Annotated in this window: 25 protein-coding genes; 24 read left to right on the top strand and 1 reads right to left on the bottom strand. The window is 51.0% G+C overall.

Annotated features, from left to right (window positions below; translation table 11 throughout):
- The first annotated feature begins 183 nt into the window (after nt 1-183).
- The 5 genes from ispE (at nt 184) to A0U42_RS00305 (ending at nt 5,617) form a co-directional block, all read left to right on the top strand.
- A complete protein-coding gene (gene ispE, locus A0U42_RS00325; RefSeq protein WP_065359436.1) occupies nt 184-1,050 on the top strand; it encodes a 4-(cytidine 5'-diphospho)-2-C-methyl-D-erythritol kinase in 867 nt (288 codons plus the stop codon).
- 3 nt (nt 1,051-1,053) lie between these two features.
- Entirely contained in the window at nt 1,054-1,791 is a 738-nt protein-coding gene (locus A0U42_RS00320; RefSeq protein ID WP_044504534.1) for a GntR family transcriptional regulator, read from the top strand.
- 192 nt (nt 1,792-1,983) lie between these two features.
- Nucleotides 1,984-3,267: a nickel-dependent lactate racemase gene (larA, locus tag A0U42_RS00315; RefSeq protein WP_065359435.1), complete on the top strand. Its 1,284-nt coding sequence runs from the start codon at nt 1,984-1,986 to the stop codon at nt 3,265-3,267.
- A gap of 273 nt (nt 3,268-3,540) precedes the next feature.
- On the top strand, nt 3,541-4,950 hold the full coding sequence (locus A0U42_RS00310) for an FAD-binding oxidoreductase (RefSeq protein ID WP_065359434.1): 1,410 nt from the start codon (nt 3,541-3,543) through the stop codon (nt 4,948-4,950).
- Between the two features lie 220 nt (nt 4,951-5,170).
- A complete protein-coding gene (locus A0U42_RS00305) occupies nt 5,171-5,617 on the top strand; it encodes a flavodoxin family protein (RefSeq protein WP_044504531.1) in 447 nt (148 codons plus the stop codon).
- Nucleotides 5,618-5,644: 27 nt separating this feature from the next.
- On the opposite strand, the gene A0U42_RS00300 is transcribed toward A0U42_RS00305, so the two are convergent.
- Nucleotides 5,645-6,439 (bottom strand): transglycosylase domain-containing protein, encoded by a 795-nt coding sequence (locus A0U42_RS00300; protein WP_044504530.1) that lies wholly within the window; start codon nt 6,437-6,439, stop codon nt 5,645-5,647.
- Nucleotides 6,440-6,636: 197 nt separating this feature from the next.
- Here A0U42_RS00300 and A0U42_RS00295 point away from each other — a divergent pair, with 197 nt between their 5' ends.
- From A0U42_RS00295 to lptG, 19 genes are all read left to right on the top strand, one after another.
- Nucleotides 6,637-7,881 carry an argininosuccinate synthase gene (locus A0U42_RS00295; protein WP_044504529.1) on the top strand — a complete coding sequence of 415 codons (1,245 nt, stop codon included), beginning with the start codon at nt 6,637-6,639 and terminating at the stop codon, nt 7,879-7,881.
- Nucleotides 7,882-7,896: 15 nt separating this feature from the next.
- Nucleotides 7,897-9,330, top strand: coding sequence for an argininosuccinate lyase (argH, locus tag A0U42_RS00290; RefSeq protein ID WP_065359433.1), 1,434 nt, complete (start codon nt 7,897-7,899; stop codon nt 9,328-9,330).
- A 189-nt stretch (nt 9,331-9,519) separates the two neighbouring features.
- The gene (gene lpxC, locus A0U42_RS00285) at nt 9,520-10,353 is read left to right on the top strand and encodes a UDP-3-O-acyl-N-acetylglucosamine deacetylase (RefSeq protein ID WP_044504527.1); all 834 of its coding nucleotides are present in this window, start codon (nt 9,520-9,522) and stop codon (nt 10,351-10,353) included.
- A 17-nt stretch (nt 10,354-10,370) separates the two neighbouring features.
- Nucleotides 10,371-10,817 (top strand): 3-hydroxyacyl-ACP dehydratase FabZ, encoded by a 447-nt coding sequence (fabZ, locus tag A0U42_RS00280; protein ID WP_044504526.1) that lies wholly within the window; start codon nt 10,371-10,373, stop codon nt 10,815-10,817.
- 190 nt (nt 10,818-11,007) lie between these two features.
- The gene (gene lpxA / locus A0U42_RS00275) at nt 11,008-11,820 is read left to right on the top strand and encodes an acyl-ACP--UDP-N-acetylglucosamine O-acyltransferase (RefSeq protein ID WP_044504525.1); all 813 of its coding nucleotides are present in this window, start codon (nt 11,008-11,010) and stop codon (nt 11,818-11,820) included.
- 122 nt (nt 11,821-11,942) lie between these two features.
- Nucleotides 11,943-12,758: an LpxI family protein gene (locus A0U42_RS00270; protein ID WP_065359432.1), complete on the top strand. Its 816-nt coding sequence runs from the start codon at nt 11,943-11,945 to the stop codon at nt 12,756-12,758.
- Between the two features lie 11 nt (nt 12,759-12,769).
- The gene (gene lpxB / locus A0U42_RS00265; RefSeq protein WP_065359431.1) at nt 12,770-13,924 is read left to right on the top strand and encodes a lipid-A-disaccharide synthase; all 1,155 of its coding nucleotides are present in this window, start codon (nt 12,770-12,772) and stop codon (nt 13,922-13,924) included.
- Entirely contained in the window at nt 13,908-15,668 is a 1,761-nt protein-coding gene (gene msbA, locus A0U42_RS00260) for a lipid A export permease/ATP-binding protein MsbA (protein ID WP_044504522.1), read from the top strand. Before lpxB ends, msbA begins: the two co-directional genes overlap by 17 nt.
- Nucleotides 15,669-15,673: 5 nt before the next feature.
- A complete protein-coding gene (locus tag A0U42_RS00255) occupies nt 15,674-17,008 on the top strand; it encodes a 3-deoxy-D-manno-octulosonic acid transferase (RefSeq protein WP_065359430.1) in 1,335 nt (444 codons plus the stop codon).
- A 4-nt stretch (nt 17,009-17,012) separates the two neighbouring features.
- Nucleotides 17,013-18,161, top strand: a complete 1,149-nt coding sequence (lpxK, locus tag A0U42_RS00250) for a tetraacyldisaccharide 4'-kinase (RefSeq protein WP_065359429.1) — start codon at nt 17,013-17,015, stop codon at nt 18,159-18,161.
- Complete coding sequence (kdsB, locus tag A0U42_RS00245) at nt 18,158-18,907, top strand: 3-deoxy-manno-octulosonate cytidylyltransferase (RefSeq protein WP_065359428.1); 750 nt, start codon at nt 18,158-18,160, stop codon at nt 18,905-18,907. The genes lpxK and kdsB overlap by 4 nt, the downstream gene beginning before the upstream one ends.
- A gap of 3 nt (nt 18,908-18,910) precedes the next feature.
- A complete protein-coding gene (gene kdsA / locus A0U42_RS00240) occupies nt 18,911-19,756 on the top strand; it encodes a 3-deoxy-8-phosphooctulonate synthase (protein WP_044504518.1) in 846 nt (281 codons plus the stop codon).
- 14 nt (nt 19,757-19,770) lie between these two features.
- Nucleotides 19,771-20,742: an SIS domain-containing protein gene (locus A0U42_RS00235; RefSeq protein WP_044504903.1), complete on the top strand. Its 972-nt coding sequence runs from the start codon at nt 19,771-19,773 to the stop codon at nt 20,740-20,742.
- Nucleotides 20,742-21,278 carry an HAD family hydrolase gene (locus tag A0U42_RS00230; protein WP_044504517.1) on the top strand — a complete coding sequence of 179 codons (537 nt, stop codon included), beginning with the start codon at nt 20,742-20,744 and terminating at the stop codon, nt 21,276-21,278. The genes A0U42_RS00235 and A0U42_RS00230 overlap by 1 nt, the downstream gene beginning before the upstream one ends.
- A gap of 18 nt (nt 21,279-21,296) precedes the next feature.
- On the top strand, nt 21,297-22,235 hold the full coding sequence (locus A0U42_RS00225; RefSeq protein ID WP_065359427.1) for a lysophospholipid acyltransferase family protein: 939 nt from the start codon (nt 21,297-21,299) through the stop codon (nt 22,233-22,235).
- Nucleotides 22,207-22,761 carry an LPS export ABC transporter periplasmic protein LptC gene (gene lptC, locus A0U42_RS00220; RefSeq protein ID WP_065359426.1) on the top strand — a complete coding sequence of 185 codons (555 nt, stop codon included), beginning with the start codon at nt 22,207-22,209 and terminating at the stop codon, nt 22,759-22,761. Before A0U42_RS00225 ends, lptC begins: the two co-directional genes overlap by 29 nt.
- Nucleotides 22,762-22,763: 2 nt before the next feature.
- A complete protein-coding gene (locus tag A0U42_RS00215) occupies nt 22,764-23,504 on the top strand; it encodes an LptA/OstA family protein (RefSeq protein WP_065359425.1) in 741 nt (246 codons plus the stop codon).
- A gap of 9 nt (nt 23,505-23,513) precedes the next feature.
- Nucleotides 23,514-24,233: an LPS export ABC transporter ATP-binding protein gene (gene lptB, locus A0U42_RS00210; RefSeq protein ID WP_065359424.1), complete on the top strand. Its 720-nt coding sequence runs from the start codon at nt 23,514-23,516 to the stop codon at nt 24,231-24,233.
- A gap of 13 nt (nt 24,234-24,246) precedes the next feature.
- Entirely contained in the window at nt 24,247-25,335 is a 1,089-nt protein-coding gene (lptG, locus tag A0U42_RS00205; RefSeq protein ID WP_044504513.1) for an LPS export ABC transporter permease LptG, read from the top strand.
- Nucleotides 25,336-25,338 lie beyond the last annotated feature (3 nt).

The raw sequence follows: 25,338 nt of genomic DNA, 5'->3' as shown, positions 1-25,338 counted from the left end.
CCCAGTTTGAATGAACAATTGTAAAGCAAAGGAAAAAACGGTATAATCATGATAGCATAATTGAAGTTTCTGTGCATTCGTACAGGATGCTGTGAAGGCAGTAAATCCCTGCTTTGTCTCATTATAACATAGAGAATTTTTTAATCAATAAGGCAGGGCACATTTTATACATGGAGTGACAGTATGACTGAAATAGTAGAAACCGGATATGGAAAAATTAACTTAGCGTTAGCGATTACAGGCGCTCGAGAGGATGGTTATCACAATATCGATACGATCTTTCAATCCATCGGTCTCTGTGATACGGTAACGCTAAGGGACGCGGAAGAATTTCAGTTAACCTGTTCCGTCGAGTCACTGCCTTGCGATGAAACGAATTTGGCCTACCGGGCATGGAAAGCGCTCTGTCCATACAAAAAGGACAATCATGGCGTGACTATCCACATTGAAAAAAGGATTCCCATTGCCGCCGGCCTTGCCGGAGGTAGTACGGACTGTGCCGCTGTTTTGCGCGGGCTGAATCGGTTGTGGGAGCTCTCTTTATCGCAGCAGGAATTATGCCGTATCGGTGCTAAACTCGGCGCCGATGTGCCTTTTTGCATCTGCGGCGGGACCATGCGCGGGACCGGGATTGGCGAGCAGCTTCGAAGGCTTCCGTCATTGCCGTCCTGGCCTGTCGTCGTGCTTCACCCACGCGTTGCGGTACAGACGAAACGAGCCTATGCCCTCTTTGACGGCAAAAAAAAGACCGGCACCATTGATGTCGACGCCGTCGAAGCAGCTATTCGTCAAGGGCAGTTCGAATCTGTGACGACCGCCATGGGAAATACCTTTGAGGAACTGGTGATGCCCGACGTGCCTCAAGTGATCCGGTGCCGGGAACGCCTTGCCTCTATGGGACTGCAGCCGCTCATGGCCGGCAGTGGCCCTACGGTCTTTGCTTTGGTTCCGCCACTGCGGGAAGAGGACGTACGACGTCGGGTGATGACTTGGACTGATGTTGATCCCTATATGACTACCATAGTGAAACGAGAGGACGGTGAATACTGATCGATGCAAAAGCAAACGAAAAGGCATGCCTTAGAACCGATAAAATTAGATGCTTACCGACCGCTGCGGGAAGTCGTCAGCGAGGCCTTGCGTCAGGCCATTAAAGACGGCGTATTGAAGCCCGGTGAGCGGCTGATGGAAATCCAACTGGCTGAGGAATTGGGCGTCAGCCGGACGCCGATTCGCGAGGCTATCCGAAAATTGGAACTTGAAGGTTTCGTCGTCATGGTGCCGCGGCGCGGAACCTATGTAGCCGATATTTCTTTAAAGGATATCGCGCAGGTTTTCGAAATCCGAAGCGCCTTGGAAGAACTGGCAGCCGGCCTTGCTGCCGAGCGAATTACGCCGGATGAATTAGAATATTTGGAACGGATTCTCGTCGAAATCAATGAATATATTGACAATGACCAGTTTGATAAGATCGTCGATGCCGACATTCGCTTCCACGACGTTTTGTACCACGCCAGCCGAAATCAACGCCTGGTTGATATCTTGAACAATTTACGCGAACAGATGCTTCGCTTTCGCTCCATTTCCATGCACTATCCCGGCCGTCTGGCGGCAACCTGGGAGGAACATCGGCAGATGGTAGAAAATATTGCCGATCATAATAGCGCCATGGCGCGAAAAGTGGCTAAAAAACATATGGAAAATTCAGAACGCACCCTGCTGAAAGGGATTCGCCAAGATGAAGAATCGGCTCGACGCGTCCATGAATTATTCCCTCATCAAGACGGATAAGGAAGGGACTTTCAAATGGGACATTTTTTACTCGACCATTTTCACGAAATTCATGAACGTTCTGAGCACATGGAAGACTTTGAAAACTTTCTCTATGTTTTGACCTATATTTTGTTTGTCTGTTTATTCATACGCTCCCTTGTCGCCTTGTATATGGGACATTGGAATCTATTTTAATAGAAGGATATTTTTATGAAAACCTATTCACTTCCTTTTGGGAAAGGGGAACAGCAGATTTCCCTTGATGAAACACACATATTATATGATTTACATGGGAATCATGTAAAAGCCGTCTCCGATGAGGCCGCCGCTGTCCGAAAGGCCCTGCGCCAACCCATTGACAGCCTTCCCTTGGCTGACGTCGTAGCACCCGGGGACACCGTAGCCATCATCGTCAGCGACATTACCCGCCCCGTCCATACGGCACAGATGCTGCCGGTCATTGTAAACGAATTGAATCTGGCAGGTATTCCTGATGAGCAGATCAAGGTCATTACGGCCCAAGGGACTCACCGGGCTCATACGCCGGAAGAAGATGAAGTGGTCTGCGGTAAAGAAATGGTACGTCGTCTTACCATCATCAATCATGACTGCCGCGATAAGGAAAACCTCTTAAAAGTCGGGACGACGACGCACGGCAATGAGGTCTGGCTTAATGCCGAAGCCGTTCGGGCCGATAAGGTTATCGTGACCGGTGCCGTATCCTTCCATCCTATGGCCGGGTTTGGCGGCGGCCGTAAAGCTGTCTTGCCGGGAATTGCCGGCTATGAAACGATTATGCGCAACCATGCCTTGGCGCTTACTGAAGATTTTGGCGGCGGCTGCAATGAACGCTGTGAAACGAGCCTCTTAGAGGATAACCCCCTTCACGACGATATGAAGCAGGCCGCGGCATTGCTGAATCCTTGCTTCCTGGTCAATACCGTCTTTTCGGCAGACGGGGAGCTGGCTGAAGTCGTCGGCGGTCACTGGTATACCGCCTGGAAGAAGGGCTGTGATGACCTTCTTTCCTTTGCCAGCGTGCCTATTGCTGAAAGGGCAGATATCACCTTGGCCTCGGCCGGCGGCTATCCTAAGGACATGAACCTCTATCAGAGCATGAAGGCTCCTATGAATGCCGTCTTTGCGACGAAACCCGGCGGCACGATGATCCTCACCCTCGACTGCCCCGATATCAAAGAACCGGCCGTCTTTACGGACTGGTTCTTCCGCAGCGACATGACGGCTTTTGAACGGGACCTGCGGGCCGACTTTTCCATTCCGGCCTTTGTAGCCTTCAAGTCACACTGTATTTTCCGTTCCATGCAGGCTGTCTATGTCGTAACCCGGCCTGAAAACTTTGATATCATTCGTCAGAGCGGTCTCATCCCGACGGCGTCTTTGGAAGAGGCCTGGGCAAAAGCACAGGAAAACCTTCCTAAAGATTATACCGTTACCGTCATGGGCCATGCGGCAGCGACCTTTCCCGTATTATAAGGAATCTTTTTCAGCATCTGCCGTCGCGAACGATAGATACAGCAAGCTGTCTTTTTAGACAGCTTCTTTTTTTTATATAAAACCCATGGATTTAACCGTTCTTTAAGATATGGGGAAGATATAAATAAAATGATAAAGGGATATATCCTTTTTTTGAAATTTTAGAGACAAATAGGGGCGCCTGTACTATAATAATCATAAAATTAAAAAAAAGCAGTTGCGCTGGGCGAAACCTCAGTTCCATTTCTGCGAAACAGCAAAGGGGATTTTACGATGGAAAAATATAATCCGGTTACGGATGAAGTGTTAGAAGCTTTAAAAAATGCCGTTGGCGATAAATACGTCAAGACCGATCCGGCCATCCTCGACGTGTATAAATCGGATGAAAGCCTGGCGCCGTCTTTTTGGAGGACGCCGGAAGTCGTCGTCTTGCCGGCGAATACCGAAGAGATTTCTGAGGTCCTTCAGATTGCCAACCGATTTGGCGTCCCGGTCACGCCGCGCAGTGCCGGTACCAGCGTCAGCTGCGGCGCCGTTCCGGCCTATGAAGGCATCGTCCTGCTCATGGAACGGATGAATAGAATCCTTGAGCTGGACGAAGACGGCATGTATATGACTGTTGAAGCCGGCGTTCGGACGATTGACATTCAAAATGCAGCCCGCGAAAAGGGACTGCTCTACGCCGGTGACCCCTGCAGTTCCGACAGCTGCCTCATTGGCGGCAACTTGGCAACCAATGCCGGCGGCAATAAGGCCGTCCGTTACGGTACGACCCGCCACCAGGTCTATGCCATCGAAGCCGTCTTGCCGACGGGGAAAATCGTAAACCTTGGGGCGAATCTTCAGAAATGTTCTACGGGATTCTGTTTGGATCAACTGATCATCGGTTCCGAAGGGACGCTGGGCATCATTACCAAAGCGACGCTGAAACTCGTGCCACTGCCGCCGTATAAACTCGATGTCCTGGCCGTCTTTACCGACCTTGCCAAGGCGACAGCCCTGGTCCCGAAACTCATTAAGGCCGGCCTCAATCCGACGTCGGTCGAATTCATGGACAATAATTTCGTCCGCAGCGCCAGCGATTACAGTGACTTGAAGCTGCCCCATTACGAAGACGGCTGTTATGACATCATTTCTATTGAAACTTTCAACGAAGATGAATTGGACGATAAGATGGAAAAACTGGCGGCCGTCTGTGAAGAATGCGGAGCGACAGACATCGTCGAAGCCGACGACCGGGTATGGAAGGTCCGCCGCAACTGTCTGGAAAGCACAAGGGCTTTTTCAAAAGTCGCTACGTCGGAAGATTTAGTCGTTCCCGTTCCTAAGATTGCTGACTGCATTCAGCATTTGGTCAACGAAAGTAAAAAATACGACTTTCGTATTTTCTGCCTGGCCCACGCCGGTGACGGCAACCTGCATTTCCAGATTTTAAAATGTGACATGAGCGATGAAGCTTGGGAACAGCAATTGAAGGACTTCCGGTCGACGGCGTATACTTATGTATATAATCTGGGAGGCCGTCTGTCCGGTGAACACGGAATCGGTTTGAAGCGGCTCAAGTATATGGAAGAATATACGGACCCGGCTGAACTCGACCTGATGAAGACCTTGAAAAGCGCCGTAGATCCTAAGTGGATATTGAATCCGGGCAAGGTTATTGAACAACCCTCTAATTTTTGAGAATTTATTTTCATAAAGCAGGTATAAACTATATGGACTTTATTGTTTAAAGTTTGTACTTAATATTATAAAAAATAAACTTATTGTTAATAAAAAAACTATTGGACAAATGCGGCCATTTCATGATATACTACAATAAACGATAATAAATATCAACGAACATTAAAATAGTATTAAAAAAATAGTATTAAAATATTACATAGTAAAAGGAGATGTTGAGATGAACGCCATTGTAGTATATTCATCCCAGACCGGCCGCACCAAACAGATTGCCGAGGCCGTTGTATCCGGTCTTCCGGAAGGGACGCCCTGCGTCAGCGTCGATGAAATGCCGAAAGATCTTTCCGGTTATGACTGCGTTTTTGTCGGCTTTTGGAGCGATAAAGATCAGGCTGATCCCAAAGGTCAGGAAGCTTTGAGACAGATTAAAAACAACAACGTAGCTGTTTTTGCAACCCTTCATGATGATCCCTATTCGGACCAGGCTTCGAAACACCTGCGCGGTGCTGTGGAACTCTTAAAACCCGGCAGTGGCGTCATCGGAACCTATGTCACCTGGACGGATAAAGATAAATACATGCAGGTTCCCGTCGATGAAAGCGAATTGAACCTCGATCAGGCTCGGGCTTTTGCGCAAGATACGATGAGCCGTGTTCAAAAACAGTAGCCCTTAAGGCTGTGAAAAGACCTCAGATTACCGTTGTAATCCGAGGTCTTTTTTGTAAGCATCATTACTTTGTTCCGGGCTGATGTAGCCTTGTTCGGTCATGAGGGTCAAGACGATTTTTTGACGGGCTTTGGCAGCCTGATAGTTTTGCAGGGGGTTATAATAGGTCGGAGCCTGTACCAGGCCGGCCAGCATGGAGGCTTGGGCCAGGTCTAATTTTTCCGGCGACGTTGTAAAATAGGTCCGGGCAGCATCGTCGATGCCCGTGGCGTTAGCGCCAAAATATGCCGTATTGAGGTAAATCTCTAAAATTTCATCTTTGCTGTAATTCTGTTCCAATAAGAAGGCCATGACGAATTCCTGGGCTTTTCGGGCGATGGTCCGGTCTTGGGACAGAAAGACATTTTTTACGACTTGCTGGCTCAGGGTACTGCCGCCTTCTACGGTTTCACCGGATTGAATATTGGTCAAAATAGCCCGACCGATACCGATGGGGTCGATGGCTCCATGGGAATAGAAGCGGCGGTCTTCGGTGGCGACGACGGCGTGCTGCATCGGTTTGGAGATGGCTCCGATAGCCACATAGACGGGGATCTTTTTGATTTTGGCATCCATGGCCTGATGAAAGTGTAAATAGGGATAAAGACTGGCTTCAAGAGGCTGGAGCGGGGCCGGCCAAGTCCCTTGGGGCTCGGTTGTTTCCTTTATCCGGCTCGTTGTCCCGGTCGGCGGCTTCGTCGTTTTCGTGGTGTCGAAGACGATATTCCAGCCGGCGCAGAGGACAAAGGCCAAGATGAAAATGGCGATGTATTTTCGTTTCATCACATTCCTCCTATTAAACATCCCTATTATACTATACTTTAGAGGCCGATGGAACTTTGAGACGGCTTAAAAAAACATGTAAAATTTTTATGCAAAATACTTGCATAATTTTTCTATCTGATGTATACTATCAAACGTAGACAGAATAAAACTTACCAACAATCGCAGTCGTTCATTCGATAGAGGAGGAACTTATCATGAGCAATACGAAAAAAGAGATTAAAAAAATTGTCCTTGCCTATTCCGGCGGACTCGATACATCAGTCATCATTCCCTGGTTAAAGGAAAACTACCCCGGCGCTGAAGTCATCGCTGCCTGTGCTGACGTCGGCCAGCCGGACGACTTTGAAGCCATTGAAAAGAAAGCCTATGCTTCCGGTGCTTCTAAAGTGTACGTCATGGATATCAAGAAAGAATTCATGGAAGAATACGTATGGCCGACGGTAAAAGCCGGCGCCGTCTATGAAGGAAAATACCTCCTTGGCACGTCCTTTGCCCGTCCGCTCATTTCTAAGAAACTCGTTGAAGTCGCTAAAAAAGAAGGGGCTGAAGCCATTGCCCATGGTGCTACGGGTAAGGGGAATGACCAGGTTCGCTTTGAATTGACGGTCAAAGCCCTGGCTCCGGAAATGACCTTGATTGCACCGTGGCGGATGTGGGACCTCAAATCTCGTGAAGACGAACTGGCTTATGCTGAAGCCCACAACGTTCCTATCGACTATAAATCGGAAGAAAATCCCTATCCCTACAGCATGGACTGGAATATTTGGCATTTGAGCCATGAAGGTGATGACCTCGAAGATCCGGCCAATGCCCCGAAAGACATGGTATACATGGTCACCAAGACGCCGGAACAGGCTCCGGACGCTCCGGAATACGTTACCATCGATTTTGAAAAAGGGATTCCCGTCGCCGTCAATGGTGAAAAACACGACGCCGTTACCTTGATTACGGTCCTCAATGAAATCGGTGCCCGCAATGGTGTCGGCATCGTCGATATCGTTGAAAACCGTTTGGTCGGCATGAAGAGCCGCGGTATTTACGAAAACCCGGGCGGTGCCATCCTCATGTATGCTCACAGAGAATTGGAATACCTCTGCCTCGACCGCGACACCTTCCACTATAAAGAAACGGCAGCCAACAAGTTTGCCGAACTCGTCTATGACGGTAAATGGTTCTCGCCGCTTCGCGAAGCTCTTTCGGCCTTCGTCGATGAAACGCAGCAGACCGTTACCGGTCAGGTTATTTTGAAACTCTACAAGGGCAATATCATCAGTGCCGGCTCGACGTCGCCTTATTCTTTATACAATGAAGAATTCGTCACCTTTGGTGAAGACGATGTCTATGACCAGACGGATGCTGAAGGGTTCATCAACCTCTTCGGACTGCCCCTCAAGATGCGTGCCCTGATGAAGCAGCATGTTGAAAAGCAGGGTAAATAATAAGGAGCGAATGATATGAAGTTATGGGGCGGCCGGTTCACTAAGGCCACAGATAAAAGTGTAGAAGCCTTCAATGCATCCATCCAGTTCGACTGCCGGATGTACGCCGAAGATATTTGCGGCAGCATCGCCCACGCGACGATGCTGGCCAAGGAAGGCATCATTTCAGAAGCGGATAAGGACGCCATCGTAAAGGGCTTGAAGGTTATTTTCCAGCAAATCGAGGACGGGAATTTTGATTTTTCTGTCGAACTCGAAGATATTCATATGAATATTGAAAAGAGACTGACCGATGCCATTGGCGAAGCGGGAAAACGCCTTCATACGGGGCGGAGCCGCAACGATCAGGTAGCCCTCGATACGCACCTCTATATTCGTCGGGAAATCGCTGCCATTGCCGACCTCTTGGTCAAGCTCCAAGAGTCCCTGGTGAAGGCTGCTGAAAAGTACAGCGACGTCATCATGCCGGGATATACGCACCTGCAGCGGGCTCAGCCGATCCTCTTCAGCCACCATCTCATGGCCTATTTCTCGATGTTGTCCCGTGACTTCATCCACTTGAAATATGCCTGGGAGATGGCCGATATGATGCCCCTTGGCGCCGGTGCCCTGGCCGGGACGACCTATCCCCTTGATCAGCCCTTTGTCGCTGAGACGCTCAAGTTTGGGAAGCTCTATGACAACAGTCTCGATGCCGTCAGCGACCGGGATTATATCATTGCTTTCCTGGAATTTGCCGCTGTTCTCATGATGCACCTCAGCCGTTTGTCGGAAGAATTCATCCTCTGGTCGAGTTCGGAATTTAAATTCATTGAACTAGACGATTCTCACTGTACGGGTTCGTCCATCATGCCCCAGAAGAAGAATCCCGACATCTGCGAACTCGTCCGCGGCAAGACCGGCCGCTTTTACGGCCACCTCATGGGTGTCCTCACTATGATGAAGGGGATTCCCATGGCCTATGACAAGGACATGCAGGAAGATAAGGAAGGCGTCTTCGATGCCATCGACAATTTGAAATTTGCCCTGACCATCTATGCCGCCATGATTGACAAAATGACCGTCAACGGCGAGCATATGCGGGAAGTGTTGGAAAGCGATTTCTCGAACGCTACCGATATGGCCGACTACCTGGCCAAAAAAGGACTTCCTTTCCGTGAAGCCCATGCCGTCGTCGGGAAAGCCGTCCACTACTGCATCGAACAGGGCAAGGTATTACAGCAGTTATCGCTGTCAGAGCTGCAGGCCATGAGCCCTCTCTTCGCCGAAGATATCCATCATTACTTGGATATCGAAACGTGCGTCAAACAGCGTAACACATATAACGGCACGTCGCCAACGTCCGTTGCGCGTCAATGCAAGGCCGGCCGCGATACGATTGCCGGTGAACAGACCCAAATCGGAACTTGGGACGATGTCGTATCCTCTGTCTATGAACTACTGAAGTAACAGCGATTGAAACAAAAAGGAGTTGTCTTTTAAGGCAGCTCCTTTTTGTTTGGCAAAAGGGGCCGGGCGAACAATTACTTGTCATATGGCCTCTCGATAAGGTATAATAAAAAAGCATGAAAAAAATTATAAAAAAAATTACGAAAAAATTATTTGTCTTACTCGTAACAGGAAAGGAGGGGCCTGCCTATGTCACAGACAGCACAAACGACACTGGCTCATGACGTTTCATTTAACGGGATCGGCCTGCATGCTGCCAACGAAGTTCATATGGTACTGCGCCCGGCTCCGGCTGATACAGGGATTGTTTTTATTCGGACCGATTTGCCGGAAAAACCGTCTGTACAAGCCCATCTGACGAATGTAACCAATACGATGCGGGCGACGACCCTGGAAAAAGGGAGCGCCAAGGTCTTTACGGTAGAACATCTGCTGTCGGCCCTTTATGGGATGGAAATCGACAACTGCTTTGTCGAAATGGATTCCGTCGAACCGCCCGTTGCCGACGGCAGCAGTCTGACCTTTGTCAAGCTCATTGAAGAAGCGGGAGTCCGTGAGCTCGATGTGCCGCGCCGACCGCTGGTCATACAGAAACAGCATCTCATTCAGGACGGAGATAAGTTTATCGCTCTTGTGCCTTACGATGGATTCCGCATTACCTTTACATCCATCAATCCGCACCCTATGCTGGGCGTCCAGTTTTTTGACGAGACCGTCACCAAGGCTTCGTACATTGAGCAGATTTCCTTTGCCCGGACGATCGCCTTTACGGAAGAATTGGAAATGCTGAAGAAATTGGGCCTTGGCAAGGGCGGTACGATTGAAAATGTCGTCGTCTATGATAAGACGTCGTGCCTGTCCGTTCCGCGCTCCGATGACGAATTGGTCCGCCATAAGGTGCTCGACATCGTCGGTGATTTGTCTTTACTCGGAAGACCGATACGAGGACATGTCATTGCCGTAAAATCGAGCCATAACTTAAACAACCAGCTGACACATCAGATTTTTGAAGAACTACAGTGAGCTAAGGAGGAATTCTCATGACTTTGGAAGTAACTGATATTATGGAAATTTTGCCGCATCGCTATCCCATGCTGCTTATTGACCGGATCATTGAATTGGAACCGATGAAATATGCCATCGGCATCAAGAATGCGACCTTTAATGAGCAATTTTTCCAAGGCCACTTTCCGGGCAAGCCGGTTATGCCGGGCGTCCTCATTGCCGAAGCTATGGCCCAGGTCGGCGGTATTGCCCTATTGTATCCTGAAGAAAACCGCGGCCTCATTCCCTTCTTTACGGGAATCGATAAAATCCGCTTCCGCCATCCCGTCATCCCCGGTGACCAGTTGGTCATGCGGGCTGACATCGAAAAGGTAAAGGGCCGTATGGGCAAGGTCAAGGCTCAGTGTCACGTCGGTGATATCCTCTGCGCCGAAGGGGAATATCTCTTTGCCCTCATGCCGGGACAGAACCCGAAAAAGTAATCAATAAAATTGACTTTATGTTAAATAATGAGCTAAATGGGCGTATTTAGCAGCATAAAGGGGAATATTGCAGGAAATGGCTTGATTTTGCCGGGCGAAATAAATCGTCCTTCCTGCGACTATATACGTAGATATTTATGAATTTAAGCGACTGTCCCTTTTAGGGACAGGGAAGCGAGGAGTGACTTTAATGACCGAGGAAACGAATAACATGCGTCAGAGCATGATACATCCGACGGCTGTTATAGACCCGCAGGCGAAAATTGGGGCTGGTGTTAAAATCGGACCGTATGCCGTTATCGGGCCTCATGTCACCATTGGTGACGGAACAGAAATCATGGCCCACGTTACGATTGACGGTTGGACGACGATTGGTAAAGACTGCCGGTTTTTCCCGAGCTGTTCTATCGGTTCGGAACCGCAGGACTTAAAATATCACGGTGAAAAGAGCTTTCTTATCATCGGCGACCGCTCGGTTTTCCGGGAATTCGTGACGGTCAGCACGGCGACGGGGGAAGGGGAAGAAACGCGAATCGGCAATGACTGCCTGTTCCAGGCCTGTACCCATGTTGCCCACAACTGCGTCGTCGGCAACCACGTCATCATGAGTAACTGCGCCGGCCTTGCCGGTCACGTTACCGTTGAAGATCGGGTCGTCATCGGCGGTATTGCCGGCGTTCATCAGTTTGTCAAAATCGGCCGCAACAGCATGATCGGCGGCCTGGCGAAAGTCGTACAGGACATTCCGCCTTTCGTCATCGCCGATGGTCAGCCTGCACGCTGTATCGGCCTTAACAGTGTCGGTCTTTCACGGGCCGGGGTACCGGAAGATGTCCGCCGGGAATTGAAAAAAGCATTCCGCATCTTGTACCGTTCGGGGCTCAATTTGCGCCAGGCTATTTTTGAAATGGAACAGGAACTGGACAGTTCCGAAGAAGTAGAACATTTTCTCCGCTTCCTTCGCAATGCCGACCGCGGTATTTGCCGAGGAACAAAGGATTAGGCAGCAGCCAGTGAGTAAAAGGGGTGTCGCACCTGCGATAGCCCTTTTTTTACTGACAAGGGACCTGTTTTTTTGTATAATATAGAGATAAATATTTCTCTTTATGAATAAGGATGATTGCTATGGAAAAAGTTGGGCTCTTGGCCGGTATCGGTAAGCTTCCTGTCGAGTTTATGCGTGCTGCAAAACACCTGGGATATGAAGTTGTCGTCATCGCCGTCGTCAGCGATGTCGAACCGGAACTGGCAGCGGAAGCCGATGCATACTACGATATCAACGTTGCCAAGTTGGATAAAATCATTAAGACCCTCAAAAAAAATGACGTCTCGAAAGTTACCATGATCGGGAAGGTCACCAAGGAAATTCTCTTTAAAGGGCTTAAATTTCCCGATTTGCGGGCCATTAAACTGTTGGCGAAATTGCGTAATCGCAAGGACGATACGATTATGCTGGCCATCGTCGATGAACTGGCTAAAGACGGCCTTGAAGTCGTCGACCAGACCTTGTATTTGAAGGATCTCATGCCGGCCATCGGTGTCTTGTCGCGCCGCAAGCCGACGGAAGGGGAAGAAGACGATATCCGCTTCGGTTTCGTGACGGCTAAGGCCATGGGCGGTATGGATATCGGCCAGACCGTCGTCGTTAAGCATAAGGCCGTCATGGCTGTCGAAGCGATTGAAGGGACCGATGCCTGTATTCGCCGCGGCGGGGCTCTCGGCCGTGAAAAATCGGTTGTCGTCAAAGTGGCAAAACCCAACCAGGACCCTCGTTTCGATGTGCCGGCCGTCGGCAGGCAGACGATTTTGTCCATGATTGAAAGCAACTGCAATGTCCTTGCCATGGAAGCCGGACGGACCCTTTTTGTCGAACAAGATGAAGTCCTGCGCCTGGCGGACAGCCACGGCATCGTTATCTGTGCTGTTGATAAGAACTTTTGACGGGAGATCCTATGAAGATTATGTTTTCTGCCGGTGAAGCGTCCGGTGACCTCCACGGCGCCAATTTGGCACGAGCTTTGAAACAACTTGCGCCGGACATCGAACTGCTCGGTATGGGCGGCGAAAAGATGAGAGACGCCGGTGTCGATATCGTGTATGACATCGATAATTTGGGAGTCATCGGCATCGGTGAGATTATCCGCAAGATTCCTTTTTTCTTTCGCCTCCGTGATTTTCTAGTCGATACGATGAAGAAGGAAAAGCCTGACGTCCTCGTTTGCATCGACTATCCGGGCTTTAATATGCGCCTTATAAAGGCCGCCAAAGCTGCCGGAATTCCTGTCATTTATTACATTCTGCCGACCATTTGGGCCTGGCATAAGAGCCGGGGGAAGACGATTGCAAAATATACGGATTTGGCCATTTCCCTTTTCCCTTTTGAAGCCAAGCTCTATGAAGATATAGGGACGAATGTCCTCTATACGGGGCATCCCCTTTTAGACAGCGTCCATCCGAGCCTGAGCCGTCACGACGCTTTTTTGAAGTTTGGCCTTTCGGAAGAGAAGCGAACGATCCTTCTCATGCCCGGGAGCCGCGTCCAGGAAGTGACAAGCCTGCTGCCGTGTATGTTGGAAGCGGCGAAACAGATAGAGCGTGACTACGGAGACCTGCAATTTCTCATCCCGCGGGCTACGACCATCGATAGAGCCATGCTTGATGATATCATTGACTCTTCCGGCATGACGGTCACTGTCGGAGAAGGCAATGTCTATGACATGATGAATATCAGTACCGCTGCGATTGCAGCTTCGGGGACGGCAACCCTTGAAACGGCCCTGATGGGGCTTCCGACCCTTCTCGTATATCGCGTCAATCGCCTGACTTATTGGCTTTCCAAGATCCTGGTACATATTGAAAGTATCGGCTTGCCCAACATCATCATGGGCCGCAGGGTGATTCCCGAGCTGTGGCAGGATGACGTGACGCCGGATAATATTGCTGACGTCGTCCTTCCCATGCTGGACGACGGACCGCGCCGGGCGAAGCTCTGTGAGGACCTTTCCGCCGTGCGCCGTACGATGGGGGAATCAGGAGCTGTGATGCGTACAGCCCAGGCTGTCTTAACTTTTGCAAGAGAAAGAGGTATTCATGAAGCAGTACAATAGTTGGCAAGGTTATAAACGATTATTAACTTTCATCAAACCCTATAAGACACGGCTCGTTTTCGCCGTCATCTGTATGGCTCTGTCCGGGGCGAGCAACGTCGTCGTTCCCTGGCTGATCAAGGACGTCATCGACAAGGTATTGGCCAATAAAGACATTTATACCTTGAACCTTATCGTCATCGGCATCTTGGTCCTGTTTTTACTGCGCGGCGTCTTTTACTTTGGCGAACGCTATCTCATGAGCTTCGTCGGTCAGAAAATCGTCAATGATATCCGCGAAAAACTGTACCGCCATTTGCAGACCCTGTCTCTGTCTTATTTTGATAAGCATAAGACGGGCAATATCATGAGCAACCTGACCAATGACGTCACGGCCCTTCAGACGGCCATTGCCGGCAACCTCATTTCTTTCGTTCAGGAAGCTGTCATCCTCGTCGGTTCTTTGGCATCGATGATTTTCCTCTATTGGAAGCTGACCCTCCTGACCCTGGTCATCGTGCCTCTCGTCGTCTTTACGATTAACTTCTTCGGCTCCCGCCTGCGCCGTGCCGGCCACGACGTACAGGGCAAGATGGCAGATATTACGTCTCTGCTTGAAGAAGCCATTTCCGGCATTCGCATCATTCGCTCCTTTAACCGCGAAGACTTTGAAATCCGGCGTTTCATGCTGCAAAACGACCGCAACTTCTGGGCCCTTATGAATACGACCCGGCTGACGTCTTTATTGACGCCGTTTATCCAGTTCTTTGCGGCCATTGCCGTAACCGGCATCATTTGGTACGGCGGCATGAGTGTCATCAACGGAGAAATGACGGCCGGTGCCTTGATTGCCTTCCTCATCTATGCCATTAACTTGGCGAATCCCGTTCGCCGCATCAGTGAAATCTACGGTGACATCCAAAAATCCCTGGCCGCTGCCGACCGCGTCTTTGAAACGATCGACACCGTGCCCGACGTCAAGGAAAAAGAAGGCGCTGTAACCCTGCCGCAAGTAAAAGGGGAAGTGACCTTCGATAACGTTTCCTTTGCCTATGATAAAGAACACCCGGCTTTGACTGACTTTAATCTCGAAGTCCGTCCGGGCGAAGTCGTTGCCCTCGTCGGTCCCAGCGGTGCCGGAAAATCGACGGTGGCCAATTTACTGCCTCGCTTTTATGACGTTACGGCAGGCCGCCTCTTGATTGACGGCATCGACGTCCGGGACGTCACCTTTGCCTCCCTGCGCCAGCAAATCGGCCTCGTGCCGCAGGAAACGATGCTTTTTAATGCCAGCGTTCGGGAAAACATCCTGTACGGCCGGCTCGATGCGACGGAAGACGAAATCGTCGCGGCCGCCAAAGCTGCCAATGCTCACGAATTCATTATGAGACTGCCCGGCGGCTATGACGCCCTCGTCGGTGACCGGGGCAACTCCTTGTCCGGCGGTCAGCGCCAGCGCATTGCTATTGCCCGGGCTATTCTCAAAAATCCCCGCATTCTCATCCTCGATGAAGCGACGTCCGCCCTCGATACGGAAAGTGAAAAAATTGTCCAGGCTGCCCTGGATCGACTCATGGAAGGCCGGACTGCCGTCGTCATTGCCCATCGTCTGAGCACGGTCCGCAACGCCGACAACATCGTCGTCATCGACCATGGTCACATCGTGGAAACGGGGACTCACGCCGAATTATTGGCCAAAGACGGCCTTTATGCACACCTCTACGCCGTTCAATTTAACGATAAGAAAGAAGCTTCAGAAGGTTGATAGCGATGAAGAATTTAAAATCCCATCCGATGTACTGGCTGTATAATATTCTCCTCCTCATTTATTGGGCGACCCTCATTCCCATGTTGATTTACCGCTTAATCCATGAAGAAGGTTTTTATCAGCGCATCAAACAGAGCATCGGCTTTTTGCCGGATGAATTAAAAGAAAAAATATCCAATCGCCATGCCATTTGGGTCCATGCTGCCTCGGTCGGTGAAATCGTAGCGGCCAGCCCCATTGTGCGTGAAATGCGAAAAAAACACCCCGATGAAGTCATCATCGTATCGGTCGTAACGGCGACGGGGTTCCGCATGGCCCATCAAATCATAAAAGGGGCCGACGGGATCCTCTACTTCCCTTTGGATTTGCCTTATTTGACCAACCGTATCCTGACCATCGTCAATCCGCAGGCCATCGTCTTAATCGAAACGGAAATCTGGCCTAACTTTTTGCGCATTGCTGCTGACAAAAAGATTCCGGTCATGATGATGAACGGCCGTATCAGTCAGCGCAGTGCCGTTCGCTACCGCCTGATTACCTTTTTTACGCGCCGCGTCTTGTCGACGATTCGCATGTTCTGCATGCAGAGCTATATCGATGCCCAGTACATCATCGATATCGGCGCCGATCCCAATAAGGTCATCGTCACGGGCAACACCAAGTACGACCAGACTTATGGCATCGTAACGGAAGAAGAGAAGAAGCGCTTCCTTCATGAACTCGGCTTTTCTGAAGGCAGTCCCATCATGATTGCCGGCAGTACCCACCGCGGCGAAAACAGTCCGGTATATAAGGCCTTTGTGAAAATTCGCGACCATTTTCCCGATGCCAAATTGATTATTGCACCGCGCTATATTTACCAGGCCGACCTCATCGTCGACGAAGGCATTAAGCACGGCGTGACCATGGTCAAACGCAGTGACATGATGGCCGGAAAGGCCGTTCGCTCGGCCTATGACGGCGTCGTCCTCGATACCATCGGGGAACTGGGGCGGGTCTACAGCCTTGGCGATTTAATCTTCGTCGGCGGCAGTTTGGCCCATATTGGAGGCCATAACATCCTCGAACCGGCGGCGCACGGGAAACCGATTGTCGTCGGACCGAATATGTTTAACTTCGTCGAAATCTTCGAGCTTCTCAGTCGTCACGGCGCCTGTGTCATGGTGAATAACGAAGAGGAATTCGTCGACACTTGCCTCGACATCCTCGTCAATCCCGATCGGGCCGAAGCGATGAAGCGAAATTGTATTGCCGTCGTCCGGGAAAATCAAGGGGCGACTCGTAAGAATTTAGATAAACTGCAAGAAATGTTGGAATCGATTCAGACCGGGAGGTGAGCCTATGTCCTTGAGAACGGCAGGAACTGCTTACTTTCATTATTTGACAGGAAGCAAAGAACATCACTGGTGGGACTGGCCGGCTCTGCTCCTCCTTAGCGGCGCCTCTTGGATTTATCGAAAGGCCGTCATCATGAAGTACCGCTCCTTTGCCGATCACGAGGAGCGGCAGGAACGGCTCCCGGCTGTCGTCATCAGCTTGGGTAATATTACCGTCGGCGGGACGGGGAAGACGCCTATGGCCTGTATGCTGGCTAAAGAACTTTCTGCCCGGGGCTGGCGCGTCGCCCTCCTCAACCGAGGCTATCACTCGAAACGGGAGAAGAGCGGCGCTTCGGTCATGTCCGATGGCCGCATGGTACTCCTTACGGCTGAAGAGGGGGGCGATGAAGCGAGTCTCATGGCCAGAAGCCTCATGGGCATTCCCGTCCTCGTCGGTCGGGACCGGGCTGTAAGCGGCCGCATGGCCGTTGAAAAATTCGATGCTCAGATCCTCATCCTCGACGACGGCTTCCAGCACTGGCAGCTTTATCGCGACGTCGACATCGTCCTCATCGATGGAACCAATCCCTTTGGAAATGGACACGTCCTGCCGCGAGGCATCCTGCGCGAACCGCTGGAGCATCTTTCTCGGGCCGACGTCTTTATCATTACTAAGGTTGACCAGGTATCACCGGAGACTGTGACTCAGATTCAAGAGGACCTTCGGCGATACAATTCGTCGGCTCCCGTGGCCTTATCGGTCCACAAGCCCTCGGCCGTCCTTCCCTTTTTAAATTGGGATCAGGGCCTTCACCCGGAAGAGGCCATGCCGGCTGACCTTATGGCACAACCGGTGCTGGCCGTATCGGCCCTCGGCAATCCGGCCTCTTTTGAAGAGACCCTTCGAGGGGCCGGCTTCACCGTATCCGGCGTCCTTCGCTTTGAAGATCACCATCATTACGGACCTTCGGATATCCGGCGCATGGCCGACATGGCGGCCGAGAAGCAGTGTATTCTGGTGACGACGGAAAAAGATGCCGTGAAGCTGCCCGCCGATCTTGTAAAAGAATACGACCTTCCCTTGTACGTCTTGGCCATTACCCTTGATATCGTAGAAGGGCAAGAAAAAATAGATGCCGTCTTGCAATCTGTATTGGAGGATAAACTATGAATTTTGTATGCATCATTCCCTCGCGCTACGCTTCGACGCGCCTGCCTGGGAAGCCACTCTGTGATATTGCCGGCAAACCGATGGTACAGCGCGTGTATGAACAGGCGTCCAAGGCCTCGAAACTGACGGCTGTCGTCGTCGCTGTCGACAATCCTAAAGTTTATGACACTGTCGTGTCCTTTGGCGGTCATGCCGTCATGACGCGGGAAGACCATACCAATGGGACTGATCGCTTGGCCGAAGCCGTGGCTCACTTTCCCGATGCCGATGTCATCATTAACGTCCAAGGCGATGAACCGCTCATTGCGCCGGACGTCATCGATGATCTGTGCCGGGTTTTTGAAGAGGAGCCCGATCTTTCTATGGCTACCGTTGCAGCACCTCTGACTGAAGAAGAATATCATGAACCGAGTGCCGTAAAGGTCGTCCTCAATCAGCGCGACGAAGCTATGTATTTTTCACGGTCCCTCATTCCGTATCCGCGGCATGCTTTTGAAGAGGGCGGCGTGGTACCATACAAACACATCGGGATTTATGCCTACCGCCGGGACTTTCTCTTGGCCTATGCCGCTATGGAACCGACACCGGCAGAAAAAGTTGAGTCCCTCGAACAGTTGCGAGTTCTCGAAAATGGTTATAAGATAAAAGTGATAAAAACGCATCATCAATTCATTGGCATCGATACGCCGGATGACCTTGAACGCATCCGCCGTTATTTTGCTGAATCTGCTCATAAAGGGGAATAGACTATGGAAACAGTGAAACAAATTCATGTTGGCAATACGATCGTCGGCGGCAACGGCAGCCTCTTTGTCATGGCCGGTCCGTGTGTCATCGAAGATCCGGAACGGACGCTCAACATCGGCCGCAAGATGAAAGAAATTTGCGAACGACTGGGCCTGCCCTATATTTTTAAAGCCTCTTTTGACAAGGCCAATCGTTCGTCATATACGTCGTATCGCGGCCCGGGACTTACAGAAGGCCTGCGTATTTTAGGGGACATCAAAAAGGAACTTCAAGTTCCCGTCGTCAGTGACGTCCACGAAGTCCACCAGGTGGAAGCGGCCGCTGAAGTCCTGGATGTCATCCAGATTCCGGCCTTTCTCTGCCGGCAGACGGATCTGGTCGAAGCCGCTGCTGCAACGGGTAAATGCGTCAACGTAAAAAAAGGCCAGTTTTTGGCACCGGAAGACATGAAGAATGTCGTCGATAAGATTGTCCATTCGGGTAATGAAAATATCATGCTCACCGAACGAGGCGTCAGCCTGGGCTATCATAACCTGGTCGTCGACATGCGTTCCTTCCCGATTATGCGCAGCTTCGGCTATCCTGTCGTCTTTGATGCGACCCACAGCGTTCAGCTGCCGGGCGGTGCCGGTACCAAATCGTCCGGTCAGCGCCAGTTCATTGGTAATCTGTCCCGTGCTGCTGCAGGTTCCGGTATCGACGGCGTTTTCATGGAAGTTCATGACAACCCGGCCGAAGCGCTCAGCGACGGCCCGAATATGCTGTATTTGTCGCAGGTCGAAAAGGTCCTTCGCGATATGGTCGCCATTCGCGACATTGCCAAAAACAGCGTAAGTACGGAAATGTGAGGGGAGCCGATATGATGGATATTTTAGAAGAAGCAAGAGACGTGCTCCATCAGGAAGCACAGGGGATTGAAAAATTAATTCCGACATTGGATCAGAACTTCGTCAATGCCGTGAATCTTATCATGGAATCCCACGGGCGGGTCATTGTCACCGGCATGGGAAAATCAGGGCATATTGCCCGCAAAGTAGCGGCTACCTTGTCGAGTACGGGAACGCCGTCCATTTTTCTCCATCCGGCTGAAGGGATTCACGGTGACTTGGGCATGGTTACGGCCGACGATGTCGTCCTCGCTTTTTCAAACAGCGGGGAAACCATTGAAATCCTCAATACCCTGCCGTCGCTCAAACGCATTGGGGCGAAACTCATCGCCGTCGTCGGCAACCATAATTCGACCTTGGCTAAACATGCTGACATCATCCTCGATGCATCCGTTGAAAAAGAAGCCTGCCCCTTAGGACTGGCTCCGACGACGAGTACGACTGTCTCGCTGGCTCTTGGCGATGCCCTGGCAGTGGTTCTCCTTACACAGCACCACTTTACGAAAGAACAATTCGGTATCTTCCATCCCGGCGGTGCCCTTGGCAAAAAACTGCTGCTCACCGTCGATGATGTCATGCACAAAGGCGAGGACAACCCGGTCGTCAATGAAGACAGCAGCGTTCAGGACGCCCTGTTCCTCATGACCGAAAAAGGCCTCGGCGCCGTTTCCGTCATCGATGAAGGCGGCAAACTGATCGGTCTCGTCACCGACGGCGACGTCCGCCGCGGTCTGGAAACGGGCTCTAATTTCCTGCAGTGGCCGGTAGATGCCATGATGACCAAAAACCCGCGGGTGATCGTCAACCATAAACTGGCGACAGAAGCCCTGCACATCATGGAAAAGAATCAGCCGCGGCCGATTACGGTCCTGCCCGTCGTCGATGAAGATCAGAAGGTCGTCGGCATGGTCCACATTACCGATTTACTGCGGCAGGGAGTGGTCTGATGGGCTTTTTGACACACGTTAAAATGCTGGCCCTCGATGTCGACGGCGTCTTAACGGACGGCATTATTTACTACAGTCCGTCCGGCGATGCCATGAAAGGCTTTTCGGCTCGTGACGGCATGGGGATTTCCCTGGTCCGGGCAGCCGGCCTGAAGACGGCTTTGGTTACGGGTCGCCGTTCACCCATGGTTGAACAGCGTGCTAAGGATTTGCATATCGATTATGTCCTGCAGGATTGTTCGCATAAACTGCGGTCTATGCAGCAATTATGCAGTGAAATCGGTCTTTCTCTCGATGAAGTGGCTTACATGGGAGATGACCTGAATGACGTTGAACTCATTGCCAATGCCGGATTTGGTGCCGCCCCCCTCGATGCCTGTGAAGAAGCACGGAACTCGGCTGCTTTTGTGTCTGCCTATCCCGGCGGCCATGGAGCCCTCAGGGAGTTTGCCGAATATATTTTAAAAAGCCAACACGTTTGGGATGACGTCCTGCGCCGTTATCTGGGGGATTCGGCATTTACGTTGCGCCAATAAGAAAGGAGAGTCTGTACTGTGGGGAAGGAATGGCAGTACCACGTTGCTCGCGGATTTGGGAAATTTCTCTGTTGTCTTCCGTATCCGCTCATCATTTCTTTGGGCCGTACACTCGGTCCTTTCGTAGGAAAACTTATGAAAAAGCAGCGCGAACGCGGTATCTTCCAAATCCAGCGCGGTTTGGAATGCAGTCGGCCCGAAGCGGAAGCCATCATGACCGAAGTCTTTCGCAATCTGGGACAGTCGCTGATGGAAATTCTCTATACGCCGCGGTTGAATTCCGACAATATTCGCCAATACGTCACGCTCGACCATCCGGAACGACTCGATGAAGCGATGAAAGAAGATAAAGGGGTCATCGTTCTCACCGCGCATATGGGGAACTGGGAATGGCTCGGTGCCTTAGCCATGTATGGCTATCCGGCATCGACGATTGTCAAAAACCAGGCTAATAGTGCCGTTACCCGACTGCTCAATGAAAATCGGGAAGGCATGGGACTTGAAGTCTTTGCCCGAGGCGGTAATGAAATGATCATCGCCGCCCGTGCCCTGAAGCGCAAGAAGCTCCTCGGCTTTTTGGCCGACCAAGACGGCGGCTTTTACGGCGTGCCCCAGCCTTTCTTGGGGAAGATGAGCTCGACGCCTAAGGGACCGGCCATGTTTGCCCAAAAATTTCACTCGCCCATCATTCCGGTCTTTACCATCCATGATGAGAACCACCGTACCCACCTGGCTATCGGGGAAATCATGCATTATGAAGACACGGGGGATAAGGAAGCCGATATTGCCCGCATGACCCGTAAGATGGCGGTTATTACGGAAAATTTCATCAAAGAACATCCGACCGAATGGCTGTGGTTCCAGCATCGCTGGAGTACGGAGCCGGAAGAGATCATTGCATTACAACAGAAACCGGAGGCGCATATCGATGATAGCCGAAAAGCTGAAAAAGAATAAGATTTCCCTGATTGCCGTCATCGCAGTCATCGGCTTTGCTGTCATGCTCTACGTCTTCATGAATCCCAACACGTCGGAGGATACGATGGTAAGTCCTGATAAGCTCGTCGAGTTCGATGGGTCGGAACTCGACGAAAAACAGGATGGCAAACTGGTCTGGAGACTGACGGCGGATAAGATTCAAATCGATCCGGATACGCAGATCATGTACTTTACGAATCCGAAAGCACTGGTCGTCGCCGAAGACGGAACGCAGATGACCATTACCTCTGATAAAGGCATTGTCGACCGGGAAAAGCGTACCATTGAAATCAAGCAGCCGGTCAAGGCTGAAACCGATAAGGGCGATACGTTGCAGACTGAAGGCAGTGTGTATTATAATATGGATACGCGTATGATTAAAGGCGGCAAAGTCGTCATGGAGCGCCATGATAATACGACGCTGAAAGCAGATTCTTTTGAAACCGACAGCAGTCTGACCAAGGTCTTGCTGACCGGCCATGCGCAAGTGACAAGGGGAGAATAATTATGATAGAATTCTTGGGAAGAAAATTGGCAGCCGCTGCCCTTATCGGGTCCTTGATCCTTCCGTCTGCCGGGGTCATGGCCGCCGATAACAACGGCAATCCTGCCGTATCGGTTACGGCAGACAAGCTCGAATATAACGGTAAGACGCAGGTGGCAACGGCTACGGGCAACGTCGTCATCGTCCGCGACCAGGCGACCATGACCGGCAATAAAGGTGTCTACAACTTGAAGACGTCCGAAGCCGACATGGAAGGCAATGTTGCCGTACAGCAGCCGAATATGCAGCTCAATTCAGATAAAATGCATTCGACGAACCGAAACTATATCGTAGCCACGGGGAATGTCCACGGTGTCTATGAAGATAAAAAAGTTCGCGGCGATAAGGTAGAATACTACCTCGACAAGGATCACAGCATCGTCACCGGCAACGGCTATCTCGAAGCTCAGGGATCGCAGATGTGGGCCGACCACATCGATGCCTGGTTTAAACAGATAAAGGCCGTCGGTACGGGCAATGTCCATATCGAATCGCCGGCGGACAACCTGGTGGCCTATGCCAATCAGGCCATCTACACCCAGACTCCGGGCCAAAATGACGGCGTCGTCCATCTCCGGGGCAACGTCAATGCGACCCAGAACGGCAATTCCTTAAATGGGGATAATGTCGATATTCAACTTGCCGATAATTCTGTTCAGACTCGCAGCCGTTCGACCATCGTCATCGTGCCGGGCAGTGAGTAAGGGGTATCCATGTTCATTCAGACCAAAGATCTCGTAAAATCGTATAAAGAAAGAAATGCCGTCGACGGTGTCAGCATTCGTGTCGACCAAGGAGAAATCGTAGGTCTCCTCGGGCCTAACGGGGCGGGGAAGACGACGACCTTCTACATGATTGTCGGCATCGAGCGGCCGACATCCGGCGAAATCACGATTGACGGAAACGATATTACTCAGCTTCCCATCCACCAACGGGCGGCCCACGGCATCGGCTATCTGCCTCAGGAAGCATCTATCTTCCGTAAGCTGACCGTAGAGGACAACCTCCTGGCCCTGCTGGAAACGACGAAGCTCAGCAAAAAACAGCAGCATGAAAAGGCTGAAGCCTTGATGGAAGAGTTTTCCATTACCCAGCTGCGGGACCGACTGGGCATCCAGCTCTCCGGCGGCGAACGGCGCCGCGTCGAAATCGCCCGCTGCCTGGTGACCGATCCGGCTTTCATTCTCCTCGACGAACCTTTTGCCGGCATCGACCCCTTAGCGGTCAACGATATCCAAGGCATTATCAGCCATTTGAAACGGCGCGGCATGGGCGTCCTCATTACCGACCATAATGTCCGGGAAACGTTCAGCATCGTCGATAAAGCCTATATTTTGAGTGACGGAAAAATCCTCCTCGAAGGCAGTCCGGACTTCATCGCCAATGACCCGGTCGCCAAGAAATTCTACTTAGGCGAAGAATTCAGGATGTAACAGGGAGTATGGAATGCGTATATTAGACAAGTATATATTAAAAGAATTTATCGGCCCCTTTCTGTTTGGCGTCTGCGCCTTTACGGCCGTTTTCATCGGCACAGGGACGCTGTACCGGATTGCCAACCTCATCAATCAGTACGGCGCTTCTCCTTGGGCGGCTTTTCGCGTCTTCGTGCTGGCCATACCCTCTATCATCGTCATCACCTTTCCCATGTCCGTCCTCTTAGGTTCGCTCATGGCCTTTGGCCGTCTTTCAAGTTCCAGTGAAATGATCGTCATGCGGGCCGGTGGTCAAAACTTCATCCGCCTGGCCATGCCGGTATTCGTCGCCGCTTTGTTTATCTCACTCAGCGCTACGGCCTTTAATGAATACGTCGTGCCCAAGGCCAATAACGCCTATAACCGGATTATTAACGACGAAATAAAGCACAACGTCGCACCGAAGACACAGGATCATATTATCATCAAAAATACAGACGGCTCCGATATATCCAGCCTGATGTATGCCCGGCAGTACGATGCGGAATCAAGGCAATTGAAGGATATTACCGTCCAGGAATTTGAAAACGACCAATTAAAGCGCGTCGAACAGGCTGACAGGGCCGACTGGAACGGACAGAAATGGATCATGCACGAAGGCACGATTTTTGACGTTTCGACGGATGAGCGGACGACGCGGTCCATGAAGTTCCAAAACCAGGCCCTTCCGGTGACGCAGAAGCCGGATAAAATTTCGGCCTCTCAGAAAAAACCGGATGAGTTGACCATTCGTGAACTGCGCGAACAGATAAAACTCCTCGACCAAAACTCTGTCGATACCAATAAGATGAAAGTCGAAATGTACAACCGCTTTGCCCTGCCACTGGCCAGCCTCGTCTGTGCTGTCGTCGGTGCCCCATTGGGAATGCAGAAGCAGCGCGGAAGCTCTTCCATCGGCTTTGGCATCAGTGTCGTCGTCATCTTTATCTATTACTCGATCATGACCCTCGGCAATGCGCTGGGGAACGGCGGTAAGATACCGGCGTATATCGCCGCTTTTTTGCCCGATATCATCTGCGGTATCGCCGGTGTCATCTTAGTTTATAAGAAATCGAAGTAAGCA

It is taken from the genome of Megasphaera sp. DISK 18, assembly GCF_001682955.1.
Taxonomy (GTDB): domain Bacteria; phylum Bacillota; class Negativicutes; order Veillonellales; family Megasphaeraceae; genus Megasphaera; species Megasphaera massiliensis.
Note: the sequence above shows the minus strand (reverse complement) of the source record. Positions and strands in the feature narration are given on the sequence as shown.